Annotated in this window: 19 protein-coding genes, 4 tRNA genes and 1 pseudogene; 19 read left to right on the top strand and 5 right to left on the bottom strand. The window is 53.7% G+C overall.

Annotated features, from left to right (window positions below; translation table 11 throughout):
- Positions 1-48 precede the first annotated feature (48 nt).
- The 15 genes and pseudogenes from wecB to EOS98_RS22665 all read left to right on the top strand — a co-directional run bounded on the left by wecB (position 49) and on the right by EOS98_RS22665 (position 12099).
- The gene (wecB, locus tag EOS98_RS22735; RefSeq protein ID WP_000866676.1) at positions 49-1179 is read left to right on the top strand and encodes a non-hydrolyzing UDP-N-acetylglucosamine 2-epimerase; all 1131 of its coding nucleotides are present in this window, start codon (positions 49-51) and stop codon (positions 1177-1179) included.
- Entirely contained in the window at positions 1176-2438 is a 1263-nt protein-coding gene (gene wecC / locus EOS98_RS22730; RefSeq protein WP_000011236.1) for a UDP-N-acetyl-D-mannosamine dehydrogenase, read from the top strand. The genes wecB and wecC overlap by 4 nt, the downstream gene beginning before the upstream one ends.
- A complete protein-coding gene (rffG, locus tag EOS98_RS22725; protein WP_126524409.1) occupies positions 2438-3505 on the top strand; it encodes a dTDP-glucose 4,6-dehydratase in 1068 nt (355 codons plus the stop codon). The genes wecC and rffG overlap by 1 nt, the downstream gene beginning before the upstream one ends.
- A gap of 92 nt (positions 3506-3597) precedes the next feature.
- Positions 3598-3762 (top strand): annotated as a pseudogene (locus tag EOS98_RS25025) (glucose-1-phosphate thymidylyltransferase); the annotation flags it as partial.
- The gene (gene rffC / locus EOS98_RS22715; protein ID WP_001145156.1) at positions 3740-4417 is read left to right on the top strand and encodes a dTDP-4-amino-4,6-dideoxy-D-galactose acyltransferase; all 678 of its coding nucleotides are present in this window, start codon (positions 3740-3742) and stop codon (positions 4415-4417) included. The pseudogene EOS98_RS25025 and the gene rffC, both read left to right, overlap by 23 nt.
- Positions 4418-4421: 4 nt before the next feature.
- The gene (gene rffA, locus EOS98_RS22710; RefSeq protein ID WP_000612080.1) at positions 4422-5552 is read left to right on the top strand and encodes a dTDP-4-amino-4,6-dideoxygalactose transaminase; all 1131 of its coding nucleotides are present in this window, start codon (positions 4422-4424) and stop codon (positions 5550-5552) included.
- 1 nt (position 5553) lies between these two features.
- Complete coding sequence (gene wzxE / locus EOS98_RS22705; protein WP_000050285.1) at positions 5554-6804, top strand: lipid III flippase WzxE; 1251 nt, start codon at positions 5554-5556, stop codon at positions 6802-6804.
- Positions 6801-7880 carry a TDP-N-acetylfucosamine:lipid II N-acetylfucosaminyltransferase gene (locus EOS98_RS22700; protein WP_000217189.1) on the top strand — a complete coding sequence of 360 codons (1080 nt, stop codon included), beginning with the start codon at positions 6801-6803 and terminating at the stop codon, positions 7878-7880. Before wzxE ends, EOS98_RS22700 begins: the two co-directional genes overlap by 4 nt.
- Positions 7877-9235, top strand: a complete 1359-nt coding sequence (gene wzyE, locus EOS98_RS22695; protein ID WP_000055605.1) for an ECA oligosaccharide polymerase — start codon at positions 7877-7879, stop codon at positions 9233-9235. Before EOS98_RS22700 ends, wzyE begins: the two co-directional genes overlap by 4 nt.
- Positions 9232-9972, top strand: a complete 741-nt coding sequence (wecG, locus tag EOS98_RS22690) for a lipopolysaccharide N-acetylmannosaminouronosyltransferase (RefSeq protein WP_000183617.1) — start codon at positions 9232-9234, stop codon at positions 9970-9972. Before wzyE ends, wecG begins: the two co-directional genes overlap by 4 nt.
- A 206-nt stretch (positions 9973-10178) precedes the next feature.
- The gene (thrP, locus tag EOS98_RS22685; protein WP_000818378.1) at positions 10179-11564 is read left to right on the top strand and encodes a bifunctional threonine/serine APC transporter ThrP; all 1386 of its coding nucleotides are present in this window, start codon (positions 10179-10181) and stop codon (positions 11562-11564) included.
- Positions 11565-11666: 102 nt separating this feature from the next.
- Positions 11667-11743, top strand: a tRNA-Arg gene (locus tag EOS98_RS22680).
- Between the two features lie 54 nt (positions 11744-11797).
- A tRNA-His gene (locus EOS98_RS22675) sits at positions 11798-11873 on the top strand.
- Between the two features lie 20 nt (positions 11874-11893).
- Positions 11894-11980 (top strand) — tRNA-Leu (locus EOS98_RS22670).
- A gap of 42 nt (positions 11981-12022) precedes the next feature.
- Positions 12023-12099 (top strand) — tRNA-Pro (locus EOS98_RS22665).
- A 581-nt stretch (positions 12100-12680) separates the two neighbouring features.
- Here the strand turns inward: EOS98_RS22665 and hemY are convergent.
- From hemY to hemC, 4 genes are read right to left on the bottom strand one after another with little or no spacing between them, the layout of a single operon-like run.
- A complete protein-coding gene (gene hemY / locus EOS98_RS22660; protein ID WP_164550775.1) occupies positions 12681-13877 on the bottom strand; it encodes a protoheme IX biogenesis protein HemY in 1197 nt (398 codons plus the stop codon).
- 2 nt (positions 13878-13879) lie between these two features.
- Positions 13880-15049: a uroporphyrinogen-III C-methyltransferase gene (hemX, locus tag EOS98_RS22655; RefSeq protein WP_058116606.1), complete on the bottom strand. Its 1170-nt coding sequence runs from the start codon at positions 15047-15049 to the stop codon at positions 13880-13882.
- 21 nt (positions 15050-15070) lie between these two features.
- Complete coding sequence (gene hemD / locus EOS98_RS22650; RefSeq protein WP_126524406.1) at positions 15071-15811, bottom strand: uroporphyrinogen-III synthase; 741 nt, start codon at positions 15809-15811, stop codon at positions 15071-15073.
- On the bottom strand, positions 15808-16749 hold the full coding sequence (gene hemC / locus EOS98_RS22645; RefSeq protein ID WP_001521319.1) for a hydroxymethylbilane synthase: 942 nt from the start codon (positions 16747-16749) through the stop codon (positions 15808-15810). Before hemC ends, hemD begins: the two co-directional genes overlap by 4 nt.
- Positions 16750-17125: 376 nt before the next feature.
- Here hemC and cyaA point away from each other — a divergent pair, with 376 nt between their 5' ends.
- From cyaA to EOS98_RS22625, 4 genes are all read left to right on the top strand, one after another.
- Positions 17126-19672, top strand: coding sequence for a class I adenylate cyclase (gene cyaA / locus EOS98_RS22640; protein WP_000281718.1), 2547 nt, complete (start codon positions 17126-17128; stop codon positions 19670-19672).
- A 107-nt stretch (positions 19673-19779) separates the two neighbouring features.
- Positions 19780-20136, top strand: a complete 357-nt coding sequence (locus EOS98_RS22635) for a hypothetical protein (protein WP_000752580.1) — start codon at positions 19780-19782, stop codon at positions 20134-20136.
- Between the two features lie 185 nt (positions 20137-20321).
- Entirely contained in the window at positions 20322-20864 is a 543-nt protein-coding gene (locus EOS98_RS22630) for an STM3941 family protein (RefSeq protein ID WP_126524405.1), read from the top strand.
- Positions 20865-20875: 11 nt separating this feature from the next.
- Entirely contained in the window at positions 20876-21238 is a 363-nt protein-coding gene (locus tag EOS98_RS22625; protein WP_031607578.1) for a hypothetical protein, read from the top strand.
- Positions 21239-21308: 70 nt separating this feature from the next.
- On the opposite strand, the gene cyaY is transcribed toward EOS98_RS22625, so the two are convergent.
- Entirely contained in the window at positions 21309-21629 is a 321-nt protein-coding gene (gene cyaY / locus EOS98_RS22620; protein WP_000999929.1) for an iron donor protein CyaY, read from the bottom strand.
- Positions 21630-21676 lie beyond the last annotated feature (47 nt).

The raw sequence follows: 21676 nt of genomic DNA, 5'->3' as shown, positions 1-21676 counted from the left end.
TCTGCAGTAGGGGGCTGGGCCCCTACTGTCTATTCGAAGAGAATCGATGTGAAAGTACTGACTGTATTTGGTACACGACCGGAGGCCATTAAGATGGCGCCTCTGGTCCATGCGCTGGAAAAAGATCCTCATTTCGAGGCCAAAGTATGCGTTACTGCGCAGCATCGGGAGATGCTTGATCAGGTATTAACTCTTTTTTCTATTGTGCCTGATTTCGATCTCAACATTATGCAGCCGGGACAGGGGTTGACGGAAATTACCTGCCGAATTCTGGAGGGATTAAAGCCGATCCTGGCAGATTTTAAACCTGATGTGGTGCTGGTTCATGGCGATACCACCACTACGATTGCTACCAGCCTGGCGGCTTTTTATCAACGAATTCCGGTAGGGCACGTAGAAGCCGGGTTGCGAACCGGCGATCTCTATTCCCCCTGGCCGGAAGAGGCAAACCGCACGCTGACCGGACATCTGGCGATGTACCACTTTGCGCCGACGGAAAACTCGCGGCAGAATCTGTTGCGGGAGAACATTCCGGATGAGCGCATTTTTGTCACTGGCAATACCGTTATTGACGCGCTGATCTGGGTACGCGATCGCGTTCTGACGAGCGATACATTACAGGCTGAACTGGCCGAGCAGTATCCTTTCCTCAACGCGAATAAGAAGATGATTTTGGTGACCGGTCATCGGCGTGAAAGCTTTGGTCAGGGCTTTGAGCATATCTGCCAGGCGCTGGCGGAAATCGCCGCCGCGAACCAGAATGTGCAAATTGTCTATCCGGTGCATCTCAATCCCAACGTCAGCGAACCTGTCAACCGTATCCTCGGCCATGTTGAAAACGTGGTACTGATTGAGCCGCAGGACTACTTACCTTTTGTCTGGCTGATGAATCACGCCTGGCTCATTCTGACCGATTCCGGCGGTATTCAGGAAGAAGCGCCGTCATTAGGTAAGCCGGTATTGGTCATGCGTGAAACCACAGAGCGTCCGGAAGCCATTACCGCTGGTACGGTAAGACTGATCGGCACGGACTCCCGGCGCATTGTGGCGGAAGTTATGCGTCTGCTGCACGACGAAAATGAATATCAAACCATGAGCCGCGCCCATAATCCTTATGGTGACGGGCAATCATGCGCGCGCATTTTACAGGCGTTAAAAAGTTATCGGGTATCGTTATGAGTTTTACGACCATTTCTGTTATTGGGCTGGGGTATATCGGATTACCGACTGCGGCCGCTTTTGCTTCCCGCCAGAAGCAGGTTATCGGCGTGGATATCAACCAACATGCGGTAGACACCATAAATCGCGGTGAAATTCACATCGTGGAGCCGGCGTTGGGCAATGTGGTGAAGATGGCGGTGGAGGGCGGCTTTCTGCGTGCGACGACGACACCTGTCGAGGCCGATGCGTACCTGATTGCCGTGCCGACGCCATTCAAAGGCGATCACGACCCTGACATGGCCTATGTGGAAGCCGCGGCGAAATCCATTGCGCCGGTATTAAAAAAAGGGGCACTGGTGATTCTGGAATCAACATCGCCGGTCGGCGCAACGGAGCAAATGGCCGGCTGGCTGGCCGGGATGCGCCCGGATCTGACCTTTCCCCAGCAGGCGGGCGAGCAGGCCGACGTGAATATCGCCTATTGTCCGGAGCGTGTGCTGCCGGGTCAGGTGATGGTGGAACTCATTAAAAATGACCGCGTAATTGGCGGTATGACGCCAGTATGTTCGGCTCGCGCCAGCGCGCTGTACAAAATTTTCCTTGAGGGCGAATGCGTTGTCACCAACTCGCGCACCGCAGAGATGTGCAAGCTGACGGAAAATAGCTTCCGTGATGTGAATATCGCCTTTGCGAATGAATTGTCGCTGATTTGCGCCGAACAGGGGATTAACGTCTGGGAATTGATCCGCCTGGCGAACCGCCATCCGCGCGTCAATATTCTGCAGCCGGGTCCAGGCGTTGGCGGGCACTGCATTGCGGTCGATCCGTGGTTTATTGTGGCGCAAAATCCGCAGCAGGCGAGACTGATTCGCACCGCGCGTGAAGTGAACGACGGCAAACCGCACTGGGTAGTCGATCAGGTAAAAGCCGCGGTCGCAGATTGCCTGGCGGCCACCGATAAACGCGCCAGCGAAGTGAAAATCGCCTGTTTTGGGCTGGCCTTTAAGCCGAATATCGACGATCTGCGCGAAAGCCCGGCGATGGGGATCGCGCAAAGTATCGCCCGCTGGCACAGCGGCGAAACCCTGGTCGTCGAACCGAATATCCGTCAGTTGCCGAAAAAATTGGACGGACTTTGCACGCTGGCGAAGCTGGACGCGGCGCTGGCCGCCGCCGATGTGCTGGTGATGCTGGTCGATCACGACGAATTTAAAGCGATCCCCGGCGATGCGGTTCATCAACGTTATGTGGTTGATACCAAAGGAGTCTGGCGCTGATGAAACGCATTCTGGTGACCGGAGGCGCAGGCTTTATCGGATCTGCGGTGGTGCGGCATATCATCCATGAAACGGCAGACGCGGTGGTGGTGGTGGATAAACTCACCTATGCGGGCAACCTGATGTCTCTGGCGTCGGTGGCGCAAAGCGACCGTTTCGCCTTTGAGAAGGTGGATATCTGCGATCGGGCATCACTGGAGCGAGTTTTCCAGCAGTATCAGCCCGATAGCGTGATGCACCTGGCGGCGGAAAGCCATGTAGACCGTTCCATCGACGGCCCGGCGGCGTTTATTGAAACGAATATCGTTGGTACTTACACCTTGCTGGAAGCCGCTCGCGCTTACTGGTCCGCGCTTGACGCGGACGCTAAAGCGGCGTTCCGCTTCCACCATATCTCCACCGATGAAGTGTATGGCGATCTGCATACTGCAGACGATTTCTTCACCGAAACCACGCCATATGCGCCAAGCAGCCCTTATTCCGCCTCCAAAGCCAGCAGCGACCATCTGGTACGCGCCTGGTTACGTACCTACGGTCTGCCTACGCTTGTCACCAACTGCTCTAATAACTACGGGCCCTACCATTTCCCGGAAAAACTGATCCCGCTGATGATTCTGAACGCGCTGGCGGGTAAACCATTGCCGGTCTATGGCAACGGTCAGCAAATTCGCGACTGGCTGTATGTAGAGGATCATGCCCGTGCGTTGTATCACGTGGTGACGAACGGCGCGGTGGGCGAAACGTATAATATCGGCGGTCATAACGAACGTAAAAATCTGGATGTGGTCAGGACGATCTGCGCTCTGTTGGAGGAACTGGCCCCGCAAAAACCGCAGGGTGTAGCGAATTATCACGATCTGATTACCTTCGTCGACGATCGACCCGGCCATGACTTACGCTATGCCATCGACGCGTCGAAAATCGTCCGCGAGCTGGGCTGGACGCCGCAGGAAACCTTCGAAAGCGGGATGCGAAAAACCGTTCAGTGGTATCTCGCCAATGAGTCCTGGTGGAAACCCGTGCAGGATGGCAGTTATCAGGGCGAACGCTTAGGTCTGAAACGCTAAACGGCAGGTTCTTACTCCTGGAGGAGAAACGAATGAAAGGCATCATTCTGGCGGGAGGTTCCGGTACCCGGTTGCATCCCATTACGCGCGGCGTATCAAAGCGCCAGGGCTTCAAAATTGCCTGTCTGGAGGAGATTGCCTGGCGCAACGGCTGGCTGGATGATGATGGTTTGAAACGCGCCGCCAGTCAGCTTGAAAAAACCGGCTATGGCCAATATTTACTGGAGTTGCTCCGTGCCCGTCCGCGCCAGTATTGAACCGTTACTCTGGGAAAATACGTTCTTTGGCGTGAATAGCGGCATTGTGCGTATCGATGCCTCAGCGCCCGAATTAACGCCAGAAGCGCTGCAGGCGTGGCAACGCGTGCAGGTAAAAGTGCCGGCTGAAAACATCGCCTGGCTGTCGGCGTTGCAATCGCTGGGATTCTCTTTGGTTGAAGGCGAAGTGGATTTTGCGTTGCCGGTAAAAGGGCATCGCGACCAGCATGGCGCGGAAATTGCACACCTTACGGACATTCCTGCTTTGCGTCAGTTGGCCGGAGAGGCGTTTACGCAGAGTCGTTTTCGCGCGCCGTGGTATGCGCCCGACGCCAGCGCCCGTTTTTACGCCCAGTGGATTGAGAATGCGGTACGCGGCACGTTTGATCACCAATGCCTGGTGCTTCGCACGGAGACAGGCGCTATCCGCGGTTACGTCTCGCTGCGGGAATTGAATGATACCGACGCGCGCATCGGTCTGTTGGCCGGACGCGGCGCGGGAGCGGAACTTATGCAGGCGGCGATCTGTTGGGCGCAGAGTCGCGGCAAAGCAACATTGCGGGTGGCGACCCAGTTGGGCAACACCGCCGCGCTTAAACGTTACATACAAAGCGGTGCCAACATCGAAAGCACTGCGTACTGGTTATACAGGTGACAACATGATTCCTTTTAATGCGCCGCCGGTGGTGGGAACCGAACTCGAATACATGCAGTCTGCAATGAGCAGCGGCAAACTGTGCGGCGACGGCGGCTTTACGCGTCGTTGCCAGCAGTGGCTGGAGCAACATTTCGGCAGCGCGAAGGTGTTGCTAACGCCTTCCTGTACCGCATCGCTGGAGATGGCGGCTCTGTTGTTGGATATTCAGCCCGGCGATGAAGTGATCATGCCGAGCTTTACGTTTGTCTCCACCGCTAACGCTTTTGTCCTGCGCGGCGCGAAAATTGTGTTTGTCGATATTCGTCCGGATACGATGAATATTGACGAAACGCTGATTGAGGCGGCGATTACTGATAAAACCCGTGCTATCGTGCCGGTACACTACGCTGGCGTCGCTTGTGAAATGGACGTCATCATGGCGCTGGCGGATAAGTATAATCTGTTCGTTGTCGAGGATGCCGCCCAGGGTGTGATGTCCACGTACAAAGGGCGCGCATTAGGGACGATCGGTCACATCGGCTGTTTTAGCTTCCATGAAACCAAAAATTACACCGCTGGCGGCGAAGGCGGCGCGACGCTGATCAACGATCGTACGCTAATTGAACGCGCGGAGATCATCCGCGAAAAAGGCACCAACCGTAGCCAGTTCTTCCGTGGTCAGGTGGACAAATACACCTGGCGGGATATCGGCTCCAGTTATTTGATGTCCGATCTGCAGGCTGCCTATCTGTGGGCGCAACTGGAGGCCGCCGATCGTATCAATCAACAGCGTCTGTCGCTGTGGCAGACTTACTACGATGCGTTAACGCCGCTGGCGCGCGCCGGGCGTATCGAGCTGCCTTCTATTCCGGAAAACTGCGGGCATAATGCCCATATGTTTTACATCAAACTGCGGGATATCGCCGATCGCAGCGCGCTGATTAATTTCCTGAAAGAGGCGGAAATCATGGCGGTATTCCATTACATTCCGCTGCATGATTGTCCGGCGGGCGATAAATTCGGCGAGTTTATCGGGGACGATGTCTACACCACAAAAGAGAGCGAACGTTTGCTGCGTCTGCCGCTGTTTTATAACCTTGCGCCCGTCGATCAACGAACGGTGATTACTACCTTGCTAAATTATTTCTCCTGATATGTCGCTTGCTAAAGCCTCCCTGTGGACGGCGGTCAGTACGCTGGTAAAAATTGGCGCCGGACTGCTGGTGGTGAAACTACTGGCCGTCTCTTTTGGCCCGGCGGGCGTCGGACAAGCGGGTAACTTCCGCCAGATGATCACCGTGCTGGGCGTATTGGCTGGCGCGGGGATATTTAACGGCGTTACCAAACTCGTCGCACAACATCATGATGACCCGGCGCAGTTACGTACCGTGGTGGGAACCTCCTCCGCGATGGTATTGGGGTTCTCTACGCTGCTGGCGCTGGTCTTCCTGCTGGCGGCGGCGCCGATTAGCCAGGGATTGTTCGGTCACACGGACTATCAAGGGCTGGTGCGTCTGGTTGCGCTGGTACAAATGGGGATCGCCTGGGCGAACCTGCTGCTGGCGCTAATGAAGGGCTTTCGTGACGCGTCGGGTAATGCCTTATCGTTAATTGTTGGCAGCTTTTTGGGCGTCGCCGCCTGGTATCTCTGCTACCGTGTCGGCGGCTATGAAGGCGCTCTGCTTGGTCTGGCGCTGGTGCCGGCGCTGGTGGTAGTGCCAGCCGGTATAATACTGATTAAGCGCGGCACCGTCCCGCTACGCTATCTCAAGCCCTCCTGGGACAATGGTCTGGCAGGGCAGCTCAGTAAATTTACCCTGATGGCGCTGATTACCTCCGTTACGATGCCGGTCGCCTATGTGATGATGCGAAACCAACTGGCCGCGCACTATAGCTGGAGCGATGTCGGGATCTGGCAGGGCGTAAGCAGTATTTCTGACGCCTATCTGCAATTTATCACCGCCTCCTTCAGCGTTTACCTGTTACCCACGCTCTCACGCCTGACGGAAAAACAGGACATTACGCGTGAAGTGGTAAAAGCGCTGAAATTTGTTTTACCAGCGGTTGCGGCGGCGAGTTTTACCGTCTGGCTACTGCGCGATTTTGCTATCTGGCTGCTTTTTTCCGCCAAATTCACCGCGATGCGCGATCTGTTCGCCTGGCAGTTAGTGGGCGACGTGCTGAAAGTCGGCGCCTATGTTTTCGGTTATCTGGTGATTGCCAAAGCGTCGTTGCGATTTTACATTCTGGCCGAAATTAGTCAGTTCATTCTGTTAACGGCGTTCGCTCACTGGCTGATTCCCGCTCACGGCGCGCTGGGTGCGGCACAGGCTTATATGGCCACCTATATTGTCTATTTTTCACTTTGTTGCGGCGTATTTTTACTCTGGCGTAGGCGAGCATGACTGTACTGATTCACGTCCTGGGATCGGATATCCCTCACCATAACCACACCGTGCTGCGGTTTTTCAATGATACGCTGGCCGCCACAAGCGAGCACGCGCGCGAATTTATGGTTGCCGGCGAGGATAACGGCTTCACGGAAAGCTGCCCGGCGCTCTCGCTTCGTTTTTATGGCAGTAAGAAAGCGCTGGCGCAGGCGGTCATCGCCAAAGCGAAAGCAAATCGTCGACAGAGATTCTTCTTTCACGGTCAGTTCAACACCAGCCTGTGGCTGGCGCTGTTAAGCGGCGGTATTAAGCCAGCTCAGTTTTACTGGCATATCTGGGGCGCGGATCTCTACGAAGTGTCCCACGGGCTGAAATTCCGCCTTTTCTACCCGCTTCGTCGTATCGCGCAGGGGCGAGTAGGGGGCGTATTCGCGACGCGCGGCGATCTCAGCTATTTTGCGCGCCAGCACCCGGGCGTACGCGGCGAGTTGCTCTATTTCCCGACGCGCATGGACCCTTCCCTGAATGCTATGGCAAAAGAGCGCCAACGTGCGGGGAAATTGACCATTTTGGTAGGGAACTCCGGCGATCGCAGTAACCAACATATTGCGGCGTTACGGGCGGTGTATCAGCAGTTTGGCGACACGGTAAACGTGGTGGTGCCGATGGGCTATCCGGCCAATAACCAGGACTATATTGATGAGGTTCGTCAGGCCGGTCTGGCGCTATTTAGCGCCGAAAATCTACAAATTCTTAGCGAAAAAATGGAATTTGATGCCTATCTTGCGCTGTTGCGCCAGTGCGACCTCGGTTATTTTATTTTTGCCCGCCAACAGGGGATCGGGACGTTATGTCTGCTAATTCAGGCCGATATCCCGTGCGTACTGAATCGCGACAATCCTTTCTGGCAGGATATGGCGGAACAGCATCTGCCCGTCCTGTTTACCACGGACGATCTTAATGAGCAGGTCGTGCGCGAGGCGCAGCGTCAGCTCGCATCGGTAGATAAAAGCGGCATCACCTTCTTTAGCCCCAACTACCTACAACCGTGGCATAATGCGTTGAGAATCGCCGCAGGAGAAGCCGAATGAGTTTAATGCAATTCAGCGGGCTGCTGGTGGTCTGGCTGCTCTCTACGCTGTTTATCGCCACGTTGACCTGGTTTGAATTCCGCCGCGTGCGTTTTAACTTCAACGTTTTCTTTTCGTTGCTGTTTTTGTTGACCTTCTTTTTTGGTTTTCCGCTAACCAGCGTGCTGGTATTTCGTTTCGACGTTGGCGTCGCGCCGCCGGAAATCTTATTGCAGGCTCTATTATCCGCCGCCTGTTTCTACGGCGTGTATTACGTGACCTATAAAACGCGTTTACGCAAACGCGTTGTGGATGTACCACGCAAGCCGCTATTTACCATGAACCGGGTGGAAACCCACCTTACCTGGGTGATCCTGATGGGCATCGCGCTGGTGAGCGTGGCGATTTTCTTTATGCATAACGGCTTTTTGCTGTTCCGGCTGCACTCCTACAGCCAGATCTTTTCCAGCGAAGTCTCCGGCGTGGCCTTAAAACGGTTCTTCTATTTCTTCATTCCGGCAATGCTGGTGGTCTATTTCCTGCGCCAGGACAGCAAAGCGTGGCTGTTTTTTCTGGTGAGCACCGTCGCGTTTGGTTTGTTGACCTACATGATTGTCGGCGGCACGCGCGCCAACATCATTATTGCGTTTGCTATCTTCCTGTTTATCGGCATTATTCGGGGCTGGATCAGCCTGTGGATGCTGGCGGCGGCGGGCGTGCTGGGGATTGTCGGTATGTTCTGGCTGGCGCTCAAACGCTACGGATTAAATGTGAGCGGCGATGAGGCGTTCTATACGTTTCTTTATCTAACGCGCGATACCTTTTCGCCGTGGGAGAATCTGGCGCTGCTGTTGCAAAATTACCACAATATCGATTTTCAGGGGCTGGCCCCTATCGTGCGTGATTTCTACGTCTTTATTCCCACCTGGTTATGGCCGGGACGACCCAGCATCGTGCTGAATTCTGCGAATTACTTCACCTGGGAAGTCCTGAACAACCATTCTGGCCTGGCGATATCGCCAACGCTTATCGGATCGCTGGTGGTCATGGGCGGGGCGCTGTTTATTCCGCTCGGCGCGATCGTTGTCGGGCTGATTATCAAATGGTTCGACTGGCTGTATGAACTGGGTAACCGGGAGCCCAATCGCTATAAGGCGGCGATTCTGCACAGTTTCTGCTTTGGCGCCATCTTTAATATGATTGTGCTGGCGCGAGAAGGGCTGGATTCGTTTGTTTCGCGCGTGGTTTTCTTCCTGGTGGTTTTTGGCGCCAGCCTGCTGGTCGCTAAGCTTCTGTTCTGGTTATTTGATAGCGCCGGACTGATTCATAAACGTACAACTTCGCTCCCTCAGGCACAGGTGGAAGGAAAACTATGACCAATAATGCCGCTGCGCCCCTTTACTCGCTGCGCGGGTTACCTCTGATTGGCTGGCGCGACATGTCACATGCGCTGAATTATCTGTTTGCCGATGGTCAACTGAAGCAAGGCACGTTGGTGGCGATCAACGCCGAAAAGCTGCTGACGGCGGAAGATAATCCGGAAGTCCGCGCGTTGATAGCGGCGGCGGAATTTAAATATGCCGATGGCATCAGCGTGGTGCGTTCAATACGTAAAAAATTTCCGCAGGCGCAGGTTTCTCGTGTGGCTGGCGCCGACCTTTGGGAAGCGTTAATGGCGCGTGCGGGGAAAGAAGGCACGCCGGTATTTCTTGTCGGCGGCAAGCCTGAGGTGCTGGCGCAGACGGAAGCAAAACTGCGGACGCAGTGGAACGTCAATATTGTGGGTAGCCAGGACGGTTACTTTACGCCGGAGCAGCGTCAGGCGCTATTTGCGCGTATCCATGCCAGCGGCGCGAAAATTGTCACCGTCGCGATGGGGTCGCCAAAACAGGAATTGCTAATGCGCGATTGTCGGGAAGTGCATCCCCATGCGTTATATATGGGGGTGGGCGGTACCTATGATGTGTTTACCGGTCACGTCAAACGCGCCCCAAAAATATGGCAGAACCTGGGGCTGGAGTGGTTGTATCGTCTGCTTTCTCAACCGAAGCGTATTACCCGCCAGATGCGTCTGCTGCGCTACCTTCGCTGGCACTATACTGGCGATCTCTAATTCTCCCTTCTGATGACTTGAGCAGCGGATTGTGCTTATGGCGCTGCTCATTTACAACATAATCGATGATTTCTTACACAATAAGTGCATTTTTTTAATGCTCCATTTGCCATTTGTCCAAATTTAAGAAAATATTCGCAACAATCGATGTACCCATAACAATAACCGGTACTACCGGAACCGTTGCAAACACGACATGAGGATTTATGGCAGAGAAAAAACCGGAGCTACAGCGTGGGCTGGAAGCTCGTCATATTGAATTGATTGCCCTCGGGGGCACCATCGGCGTCGGACTCTTTATGGGCGCCGCCAGTACGCTGAAATGGGCGGGCCCGTCAGTGCTGCTGGCGTATATCATCGCCGGATTGTTCGTCTTTTTCATCATGCGTTCGATGGGGGAGATGCTCTTTCTGGAACCTGTTACCGGCTCCTTTGCCGTGTACGCCCACCGGTATATGAGTCCTTTTTTTGGCTATCTTACCGCCTGGTCATACTGGTTTATGTGGATGGCGGTCGGGATCTCGGAAATTACCGCCATTGGGGTCTACGTCCAGTTCTGGTTTCCGGAGATGGCGCAGTGGATACCGGCGCTGATTGCCGTCGGACTGGTCGCGTTGGCGAATCTGGCTGCGGTGCGCCTGTATGGTGAAATCGAATTCTGGTTTGCGATGATCAAAGTCACCACGATTATTGTGATGATCATCATCGGCCTGGGGGTGATTTTCTTCGGCTTTGGTAACGGCGGCCAGGCGATTGGCTTTGGTAATCTGACCGAGCATGGCGGCTTTTTTGCCGGCGGCTGGAAAGGCTTTCTGACCGCATTATGTATCGTGGTGGCCTCTTATCAAGGGGTTGAGTTGATCGGTATTACCGCCGGTGAAGCGAAGAATCCGCAGGTGACGTTGCGTAGCGCGGTGGGTAAAGTGCTGTGGCGTATCCTGATTTTTTATGTTGGCGCGATTTTCGTGATCGTCACCATTTTCCCGTGGAATGAGATTGGCAGCAACGGCAGCCCCTTTGTGCTCACCTTCGCGAAAATCGGCATCACCGCCGCGGCAGGCATTATCAACTTTGTCGTGCTGACGGCGGCGCTCTCCGGCTGTAACAGCGGAATGTATAGCTGTGGGCGTATGCTTTACGCGCTGGCGAAAAACCGTCAACTGCCGGCGGCAGTCGCGAAAGTCTCTCGCCACGGCGTGCCGGTCGCGGGCGTGGCGCTCTCTATTTTGATTTTGCTGGTAGGTTCTTGCCTGAACTACATCATCCCCAATCCGCAGCGCGTCTTTGTTTACGTTTATAGCGCCAGCGTACTGCCGGGGATGGTGCCGTGGTTTGTCATTCTGATTAGCCAACTGCGCTTTCGTCGGGCGCATAAAGAAGCGATTGCGGATCATCCTTTTCGTTCCATTATGTTTCCGTGGGCGAACTATTTGACGATGGCGTTTCTGGTTTGCGTTTTAATCGGCATGTACTTTAATGAAGATACGCGCATGTCGCTGTTTGTCGGCGTCATCTTCCTGCTGGCCGTCACGCTGGTCTACAAAGTTTTCGGTCTGAATCGTCACGGAACCGCCCACAAGGTGGGGGAATAAGCGCCAAAATGCGCAAAGCATAACCAAACGCGCATTTTATTTAAAAAGGCACTGGACAGCGGGGTGTGAAGTCCGTATTATCCACCCCCGCAACGGCGCTAAGCGCCCGTAGCTCAGCTGGATAGAGCGCTGCCCTCCGGAGGCAGAGGTCTCAGGTTCGAATCCTGTCGGGCGTACCATTTATTTAGGTGCTTGAGCTGCGGTGGTTTAATACCGCGTAAAAAGTTTCAGTGGTGGCTATAGCTCAGTTGGTAGAGCCCTGGATTGTGATTCCAGTTGTCGTGGGTTCGAATCCCATTAGCCACCCCATTAATATAGAGTTGTGAAACGCGAAGGTGGCGGAATTGGTAGACGCGCTAGCTTCAGGTGTTAGTGTCCTTACGGACGTGGGGGTTCAAGTCCCCCCCCTCGCACCACGACTCAACGAATTGAACTAAAAATTCAAAAAAGCAGTATATCGGCGAGTAGCGCAGCTTGGTAGCGCAACTGGTTTGGGACCAGTGGGTCGGAGGTTCGAATCCTCTCTCGCCGACCAATTTTGAACCCCGCTTCGGCGGGGTTTTTTGTTTTCTGTTCATTTTCAACTACTTATCCCGCACGTGTTGCCATTATGGTTTATTGGCGATATCCCAGACTTTATTTGTCGCTATTCGGTGACGAATAATCTATTGATTTATAATCACTTTATAAAAAGCATCCTGTTCTGTCTCCGCCGGGCGACACGCTAAAACCTCGCCAGCGGCGGGGGGATGTCAATCGCGTGAATTGTCTACGTTTTTTTAACGCCTGCGCCTGTTTTTTAGCGGTGCAAAGATGGCACGTTATGTGCAATAATGTACGGGTAGATGCTCATTCCATCTCTTATGTTCGCCTTCTGGCCTCATAAACTCAGGAATGATGCAGAGCCGTTTACGGTGCTTATCGTCCACTGACAGATGTCGCTTATGCCTCATCAAACACCCTGGACACAACGTTGAGTGAAGCACCCCTTTATGTTGTCATACAGACCTGTTTTGACGCCTGCCCCTTAACCGGGCAGGCGTTTTTTTATGCATTCCGAATGATTTTGCGTAGGCGGTAAGCCCGGTAAGCGAAGCGCCACCGGGCAAGAGGGAATTACTGCGGGGGATTGTTCTGTAATGTCAGCATCAAGCCATCGCGCCGCATGGCGGCGGCCTCTTCCGGTTGATGCAGTCGATCAAGCGCATCGGCAAGCCAGGCATAATCATACGCGTCCGGGCGTTGTTTTAGCGCGGCGCGGAAAGCCAGGGTCGCCTCCTGCCATTCACCGTGTTTCATTAGCGACTGGCCGAGCGTGCTCCATAACAGCGGGCGATCGCCTACCGTCTTGATTTGCTGGCGCAGCACTTTCTCCAGTTGTTCCGGATTATTGGTTCTGAGGCGAGGAATGGGCAGCACCAGCCGATCGTCATACTGGCGTTTCAGACCGTCAATGATAATCTGCTGCGCCATATCATGATCGTCACATTCGATCAGATGCTCGGCCATTGCGACCTGCAGCGCCACCTGATGGCGGGTTTTACGGCTTTGGTTTTTCCACCAGGTGCGTAATCCTTCGCTGCCCTGCTCGGCGCGCGCCTGATCCATGAGTCCTATCCACGCCTGTTGTTCGAGCATGGCGCGATGCGCTTCATCGCCGACGTGCGCTTTCGCCATGGATGGGATGATATCCAGTAACGAACTCCATGCGCTGGTGCGAATATAGGCCTGCTCCGCCAGACGCAGAACTTCCGGGTGACGCGGCGTGACCTCCAGCAGTTTGTCCACGCCGTGACGCGCTGCGTGATTTTCATTGCGCGCCAGCTGTAAGCGCACGCGTGTGATCTCGACCGGGATGGTGTCGTTCCCCGCCAGCTCTGCCGCACGTTCAAGGTGCTGATTAGCGCGCGCTTCATCGCCGCGCTGCTGCGCCGCTTCTGCCGCCAGCAGATAATTTACCACCGGTTGTTCAGCATGGTCGGCATTTTTTGACATCAGCTTTTCAACCTGCTGATAGTCGCCCTCCGCCAGCTTCAGCAGCGCCTGTTCGGTCTGCTTGCGGGCGCGACGGCGTTTACGGCCGGCAAACCAACCGCGGGTGTGCGCGCCGGTACGAAACAGACGGCGTAGTAACCACTCAATGGCGAATAGCACCATCATAGCGACGATGAGAATAATCGCCAGTCCGGTGACGCTGGTTTCAATGTTGTAGTTATCGGTCTGGATTAACACATAGCCCTGGTGACCGGCTATCATCGGGCCGACCACGATACCCGCGAGCAACAACACAAAGAGCAATAATACTTTTAGCATCATTATTCTCCTTGCGGCGCGGCTGCCGGAGCGTCTGTCTGCGTGGCAGGCGCTGCCGTAGAGACTGTCGGTTGCGCCAGCAGATTACGCACGCGGGTTTGCATCAGTTTTTCAAGAATCGCCTGGCTTCCCAGGGTTTCCGGCAGATCCATCGTAATATTTTGCTGGCTTAATTTATCGACCTCCTCCAGGAAGGCTTTTGTCGCGGCGTCGTCAGTATCGTAATAAGCGCGAACCCAGGTCGAAACGTTATCCAGCGCCTGACGGTATGTTTCTTCCTGATGGCGTGGCACGGCCTGCGCGGCGACTAACAGGCGGGAGCGAATATTTTCGCGTAAATAGACGTCCTGGTTGGGCGCCAACAGCGGTACGGCGGTATCATCGCGGCGGCGAATGGTAATAAAGCTGTCCATAAAGTTCTGCCAGCTTTTTTGCAGGTTAACGCGCCATTCGCTTAACGAGCTGGACAGCTCGCTGCTGTCTGAATCCATCGGCGAACCATCGGTATCGTTATCCGCCAGACGCAGGTTATCGATTTGGTTAGAGAGCTGATTGAGCTTGAGAATAATGCCGTCGTAGTCGATCTGCGCAACGGATGACAGGCTGGCGATATCGTCAGTAATCGCGCGTCGTGCGGTAATCAGGCTGGGGTCATTCATGTCCGCCAGACTGGCGTCAGCGCTTTTGAGCAGCGCAGCGGCGGTAGTGACGTCCTGATCGCTCCACAGCTTGCGTCCGGCGAGTTTCACCAGGAAATCAGCCTGCGCCAGCAGCCAGGTTTTAGCATCGCTGCCGGAAATGGTGGCGACTTTTTGTTGTACTTCATCAAGCTGTTTCGCCAGCGCCGCCTGTTGGCGATTCGCGTCATCTAACTGCGCCGCTTGTTTTTTGATAATCCCTTCCAGCTCCGTTTTTTGGCTCTCCTGCGCCTTTTGCAAGGCGGTCAGTTGCGTCGCCAGCGCATCGCTGGTTTCCGTTTGAGCGGTTGCTTGCTGTTTCCCCCAGCCATAAAGCCCAATACCTGCCGCCAGGGCAATCGCAATCGCCACCGCGCTTAATACCAGCGCGGCGCCGTTCTTACTTTTTTTCTCGGTATTAACTGGCTGTGGCGTGGTTTCCACGCTCTCCCTGGTCTCATCAACCACGGCGGAGGATTTTTCTTGTTCCGTCATTATGGCATCCCATTATGAGAGTTATTGTAATGCGCGCAACAGCGCATCGTTGTCGGCGTTATCAGCGACCTGAATATCTTGCCAGCCCAGCTCCCGGGCGAGGTGCGCCAGACGTTCACTGACGACCAATAGCCGACAGCGTAGTAACCAGTGCTCACGATACCACTCGGGAGTCAGCGACCAGAGCCGTTGCAACATCTCGCCGCTGGTAACAACAAGCGTTGTTACGCCGCGAGTATGCCAGCGCATCGCTTCTTCCGCGCCATCGTAATGTTTCGCACATCGTTGATAACATTCACAAAAACTGACTTCGGCTCCGCGCGCTGTCAGGGTTTCGCCCAGCAGTTCGCGGCCGCCATTGCCACGCAAAATCAGCGCGCGTTTGCCCGCAATATTTTGTAATTCAGGTAATTGTAGCAAGGCTTCGCTGATTTCCCGATCCAATGGATAACGAATATCGAACCCGCTAACGGTATGAAGGGCGAGCGCCGTGGTGCGGCCAATCGCGAAATAGCGCGGCGACGCAGGCCAGTTTCGGCCATCCCGCTGGAGCTGGGCGTGAGCAAAGGCGACGGCGTGCTGTGAAAGGGCAAAAACCAGATCGTTTTCCGTCAGTGTCGCCAGGCGGTCGGCCAGGGTGGGTAGCTCCCGGCCGGCGACAAATTCAATCAGTGGAAAACTCCAGGCCACCTGCCCCAGTGCGCGCAGACGGCTCACTAACGCTTCCCCTGCGGGAGAGGGGCGGGTGATCAGAATACTCATGCGGGCGTCTCGCCGTTATAAACTTCCGTCAGAATCGCGCGTGCGCCGTTTTCCAGCAGTTCCTCTGCAAGCGAGATGCCCATTTGCTCCGCCTGCTCGGGAGAACCACGACGTTCGCCGCGCACCATCACCGAACCGTCCGGTGCGCCAACCAGCGCGCGTAACCAAATTTCACCGTTGATGATTTCTGCATAGCTGCCAATCGGCACCTGACAACCGCCTTCCAGGCGGGTGTTCATAGCGCGTTCCGCCGTTACGCGCAGCGCGGTTTGCGAGTGATTCAACGGTGCGAGCAGCGCCTGCGTTCGCGCGTCGTCAAGACGACACTCAATCCCGACGGCGCCCTGGCCTACGGCAGGAAGCGAAACGTCGGGCGGCAAGGCTGTGCGAATGCGCGACTCCAGACCTAAGCGTTTCAGACCGGCCACGGCCAGGATAATGGCGTCATAGTCGCCGTTGTCCAGCTTGCCGAGACGTGTGCCGACGTTGCCGCGCAACGAACGGATAATGAGGTCCGGACGGCGTTCCGCCAGTTGACACTGGCGACGCAAACTGGACGTCCCGACGATACTACCCGCGGGCAGATCGTCCAGACTGTGATATTTATTCGAGACAAACGCGTCGCGCGGATCTTCGCGCTCGCAAATGGTCACCAGACCGAGACCGTCCGGGAAGGCCACCGGAACGTCTTTCATAGAGTGCACGGCGATATCAGCGCGTTTTTCCAGCAGCGCGATTTCAAGCTCTTTAACAAACAGTCCCTTACCGCCCACTTTCGCCAGGGGAGTATCAAGGATCACGTCGCCGCGTGTGACCATCGGCACCAGTTCTACCGTCAGTCCCGGATGGGTTGCCATCAATGCGTCTTTGACATAATGTGCCTGCCAAAGCGCAAGGGGACTTTGGCGTGTGGCAATTCTTAAAACATTGTCTAACATGCTTGTTACCGTCATTATCAATCATTGACCATCCTAACATCCTTATAGAGAGTATGTTAGTTTTCCGGTCACCGTGAGTGAGAGGATAAGGCGCAGTGTCGTCAATGACAGTGAATAATGACGAGAAACCGCCAGCCCGTATTTAAGAATTTACACGCAGCGAACGGTGCTACACTTGTATGTAGCGCATCTTTCTTTACGGTCAATGAGCAAGGTGTTAAATTGATCACGTTTTAGACCATTTTTTCGTCGGTATTAGATAAAAATATGCAGACGAGAAAGGGTAACGGTTATTTTTGACATACGGTTTATCCCGAATGGCGACGGTCAAGTACTGACCTGCACCATGACGGGTAGCAACATCAGGCGATACGTCTTGTACCTCTATATTGAGACTCTGAAACAGAGACTGGATGCCATAAATCAACTGCGTGTGGATCGCGCGCTTGCTGCCATGGGACCCGCTTTTCAGCAGGTTTACAGTCTTCTGCCGACATTATTGCACTATCACCATCCACTGATGCCGGGTTACCTTGATGGTAACGTTCCCAGCGGTATTTGCTTCTACACGCCTGATGAAACCCAACGCCACTATCTGAACGAACTTGAGCTGTACCGCGGTATGACGCCGCAGGACCCGCCGAAGGGCGAGCTGCCGATTACCGGTGTTTACACCATGGGCAGCACCTCCTCGGTCGGGCAGAGCTGCTCGTCCGACCTGGATATCTGGGTGTGCCATCAGTCCTGGCTCGACGGTGAAGAGCGTCAGTTGCTGCAACGTAAGTGTAGCCTGCTGGAAAGCTGGGCCGCCTCGCTTGGCGTTGAGGTGAGCTTCTTCCTGATCGACGAGAACCGTTTCCGCCATAACGAAAGCGGCAGTCTGGGCGGGGAAGACTGTGGTTCTACGCAGCATATCCTGTTGCTTGATGAGTTTTATCGTACCGCTGTGCGCCTGGCCGGGAAACGTATCCTGTGGAGTATGGTGCCGTGCGACGAAGAAGAGCATTACGACGACTATGTCATGACGCTCTACGCGCAGGGCGTATTAACGCCAAACGAATGGCTGGATCTGGGGGGCTTAAGCTCGCTCTCCGCCGAAGAGTACTTTGGCGCCAGCCTGTGGCAGCTATACAAGAGCATTGACTCGCCGTACAAAGCGGTGCTGAAAACGCTGCTGCTGGAAGCCTACTCATGGGAATATCCCAACCCACGTCTGCTGGCGAAAGATATTAAACAACGTCTGCATGACGGTGAAATCGTATCGTTTGGACTCGATCCCTACTGCATGATGCTGGAACGGGTCACTGAATACCTGACGGCGATTGAAGATCCGACGCGGCTGGATTTAGTCCGCCGCTGCTTTTACCTGAAAGTGTGCGAGAAATTAAGTCGCGAGCGTGCCTGCGTAGGCTGGCGTCGGGAAGTATTAAGCCAGTTAGTCAGCGAGTGGGGATGGGACGACGCGCGTCTGACCATGCTCGATAATCGCGCAAACTGGAAAATCGATCAGGTGCGCGAAGCCCACAACGAATTGCTCGACGCCATGATGCAGAGCTATCGTAATCTGATTCGCTTTGCGCGGCGCAACAACCTCAGCGTGAGTGCCAGCCCGCAGGATATCGGCGTACTGACGCGTAAGCTGTACGCCGCTTTTGAAGCGTTGCCGGGTAAAGTCACGCTGGTGAACCCGCAGATATCGCCGGATCTGTCCGAGCCGAATTTAACCTTTATCCATGTGCCGCCGGGACGCGCCAACCGTTCAGGCTGGTATCTCTACAACCGCGCGCCGAACATGGATTCCATCATCAGCCATCAGCCGCTGGAATATAACCGTTATCTTAATAAGCTGGTCGCGTGGGCGTGGTTCAACGGCCTGCTGACGTCGCGAACGCATCTGTTTATTAAGGGCAACGGTATTGTCGACCTGCCTAAGTTGCAGGAGATGGTCGCCGATGTTTCGCACCATTTCCCGCTGCGCTTGCCTGCTCCAACGCCGAAAGCGCTCTACAGCCCCTGTGAAATTCGCCATCTGGCGATTATCGTTAACCTCGAATATGACCCGACGGCGGCGTTTCGCAATAAAGTGGTCCATTTTGACTTCCGTAAGCTGGACGTTTTCAGCTTTGGCGAAGAGCAAAACTGTCTGATAGGCAGTATCGACTTGTTATATCGCAACTCGTGGAACGAAGTGCGTACTCTGCACTTTAACGGCGAGCAGGCGATGATCGAAGCGCTGAAAACGATTCTGGGGAAAATGCACCAGGATGCCGCGCCGCCGGATAGCGTCGAAGTGTTCTGCTACAGTCAGCATCTTCGCGGCCTGATTCGCACCCGTGTGCAGCAACTGGTCTCCGAATGTATCGAGCTACGTCTTTCCAGCACCCGTCAGGAGACCGGTCGCTTCAAGGCGCTGCGGGTTTCCGGGCAGACGTGGGGATTATTCTTCGAACGCTTGAATGTCTCGGTGCAGAAGCTGGAGAACGCTATCGAATTCTACGGCGCGATTTCGCATAACAAGCTGCACGGGCTGTCGGTACAGGTGGAAACCAACCAGGTGAAATTGCCGTCAGTGGTGGATGGCTTCGCCAGCGAAGGGATTATCCAGTTCTTCTTTGAAGAAACGGGCGATGAGAAAGGCTTTAATATTTATATTCTGGATGAAAGTAACCGGGCGGAAGTGTATCACCACTGCGAAGGTAGCAAGGAAGAACTGGTGCGCGACGTCAGTCGCTTCTATTCGTCATCGCACGATCGCTTCACGTATGGCTCCAGTTTTATCAACTTTAACCTGCCGCAGTTCTACCAGATAGTGAAAACCGATGGCCGCGCGCAGGTGATCCCATTCCGTACGCAGCCTATCAACACCGTGCCGCCAGCAAACCAGGATCATGACGCGCCGCTATTGCAGCAGTATTTTTCGTAAGTGCTGCGCCGGGCAAAGCTGCCCGGCCGGCGTTCACCGCTTCACATTAACTTCACCCAACTTCGTTACCGTGACCTCCGCATTTGGTTTACAGGAGGAGGTTTGAGGTGGCAGATGCGTTCATTTTGTTAGGGATAGTCATGGCGATGGTCAGCCTCGGCTTCATTCTTATAAATAAGTTATTCTGTTTTATATCTGCTGGGTGCCTGCTCTCGCTATGCGCCAGCATGGCCAGTTTTCAACTCTGGGATGCGTCTTACTGGGGGCGATGGGGAAAAGTATGTCCCGGTCTGGAGGATGTGATCATCTCCTGCGACAATTACCATTTTCTCTATGACTTGGGATGGGAATTGTACGGTATCGCCTTTTTGTTCTTTACCGCGTTAATGCTCACATGTGCGGCCATTATTCTTATCAATATGATTATGGCTTTAGAGCGATACTGTGCCGGATGGCGGCGCTAACACGCCTTATCCAGCCTACATTCGAAGAATGCTCATTGAGCGGAACAAGGTTTAGACAATATTTTTTCTTATACAATTTATGTAGTAATATCCAGACCGTTCAAAACGCTATCGCGTTCTTCATTGTTTTCGTAAATATGTTTTGAAAAACCATATTAGAAACAAAAGCTCTTTAATGGTTTCTTATGGATGTTTTTATAAAAGGATATTATATGTCAATAAACAACCCTATTCTTATTTACGTGAATAAGAAACGACAAATAAAATTAGCTCTGTTTTATTCAGTGTTAGCTATAGCTCTTATGATGAGCCTCTTTCTAAATTATAGTATTATGCTAAAGATGATGTGTGTTTTTTTCATAATCCTCATGATAGCAGGCGCAAGTGCTTACTGGTACTCCGCCTTTTCAGGAAAGCCACAGCTAACGTTGAACCAGGAGGGAGTAACATTACACACAACCAGGCTACCAATAGTTTACTGGCATGAAATCGACTATGTTGGTGAGCGTGTTAGCGATAATACGACTGTGCTGGCCATTTTTATCAAAGATGTTGAGCTTTATTGTCAGCGAATTACTAATGAGAAAATGCGTAATAATTTTCTGTCATTATTGAATAAGCATGGAAGTAATCGCGTGATGAATATCTCTCTAAACGATCTCGATTATGACTCGGATGAGTTACAGGATATTTTTAAAATGGCTGTTGCCAGAAACCTGGAACAATAGGGTAGAGATATATGTTTTTTGTTATTACTCACCATATTGATGTGCTGCCTCTGGCAACCCTACCCACACATGAAACATGCCCTTATTGTAATAATCAGGATGTATGGTTGATTATTCGCCAAAAAAGGACCCGTACATGTGGTTTGTCTCAAGCGAGAAAAAGAGATAAGTTTGGTTTAGCGATATGCAAGCATTGCAGCAATGAAATCAAGGAAAAACGTTGGTCACCAGCGTTACGTCAACTTTTTAACGAGCAGAAGCCACTATTTAACCTAACCTTTTGGCAACGCTACGGTTTTTGGGTTGGTTGGTTGAGTGTATGGCCCGCGCTGTTTCTGGCAACCTGGCTGTATTTCACATTTCGGGGTTGGTAATACGACCGCATATCTCGTTAAATATACGCAGGAAAGCGCTATTCTTCTGGCTCTCCTGCGGAATTAAAACTTAGCGAAAACTCACCTTTTCACCCGCTTGCTGCGTCGCCGCCTGCTCCAGCAGCTCCCAGAAGGTTTCGCCGCTGCGATCGCAAATCCACTCGTCACCTTTCAGGTCAAAGTGATAGCCGCCCTGTTTGGTCGCCAGCCATACCTGGTGCAACGGCTCCTGACGGTTAATAATGATCTTACTGCCGTTCTCAAAGCTGAGGGTCAGCACGCCGCCGTTGATTTCGCAGTCGATATCGCTGTCGCCGTCCCAGCTATCGAGGCGTTCTTCAATGGTGAGCCACAGGGCGTCAGCCAGGCGATGAAATTCACTGTCGTTCATTGATTTATCTCGCTATTGAGTGATAGCGCCAGTATAAGGGGAAGCGT

The sequence above is a fragment of the Salmonella sp. SSDFZ69 genome (assembly GCF_004010755.1).
Classification (GTDB): Bacteria; Pseudomonadota; Gammaproteobacteria; order Enterobacterales; family Enterobacteriaceae; genus Salmonella; species Salmonella enterica.
Note: the sequence above shows the minus strand (reverse complement) of the source record. Positions and strands in the feature narration are given on the sequence as shown.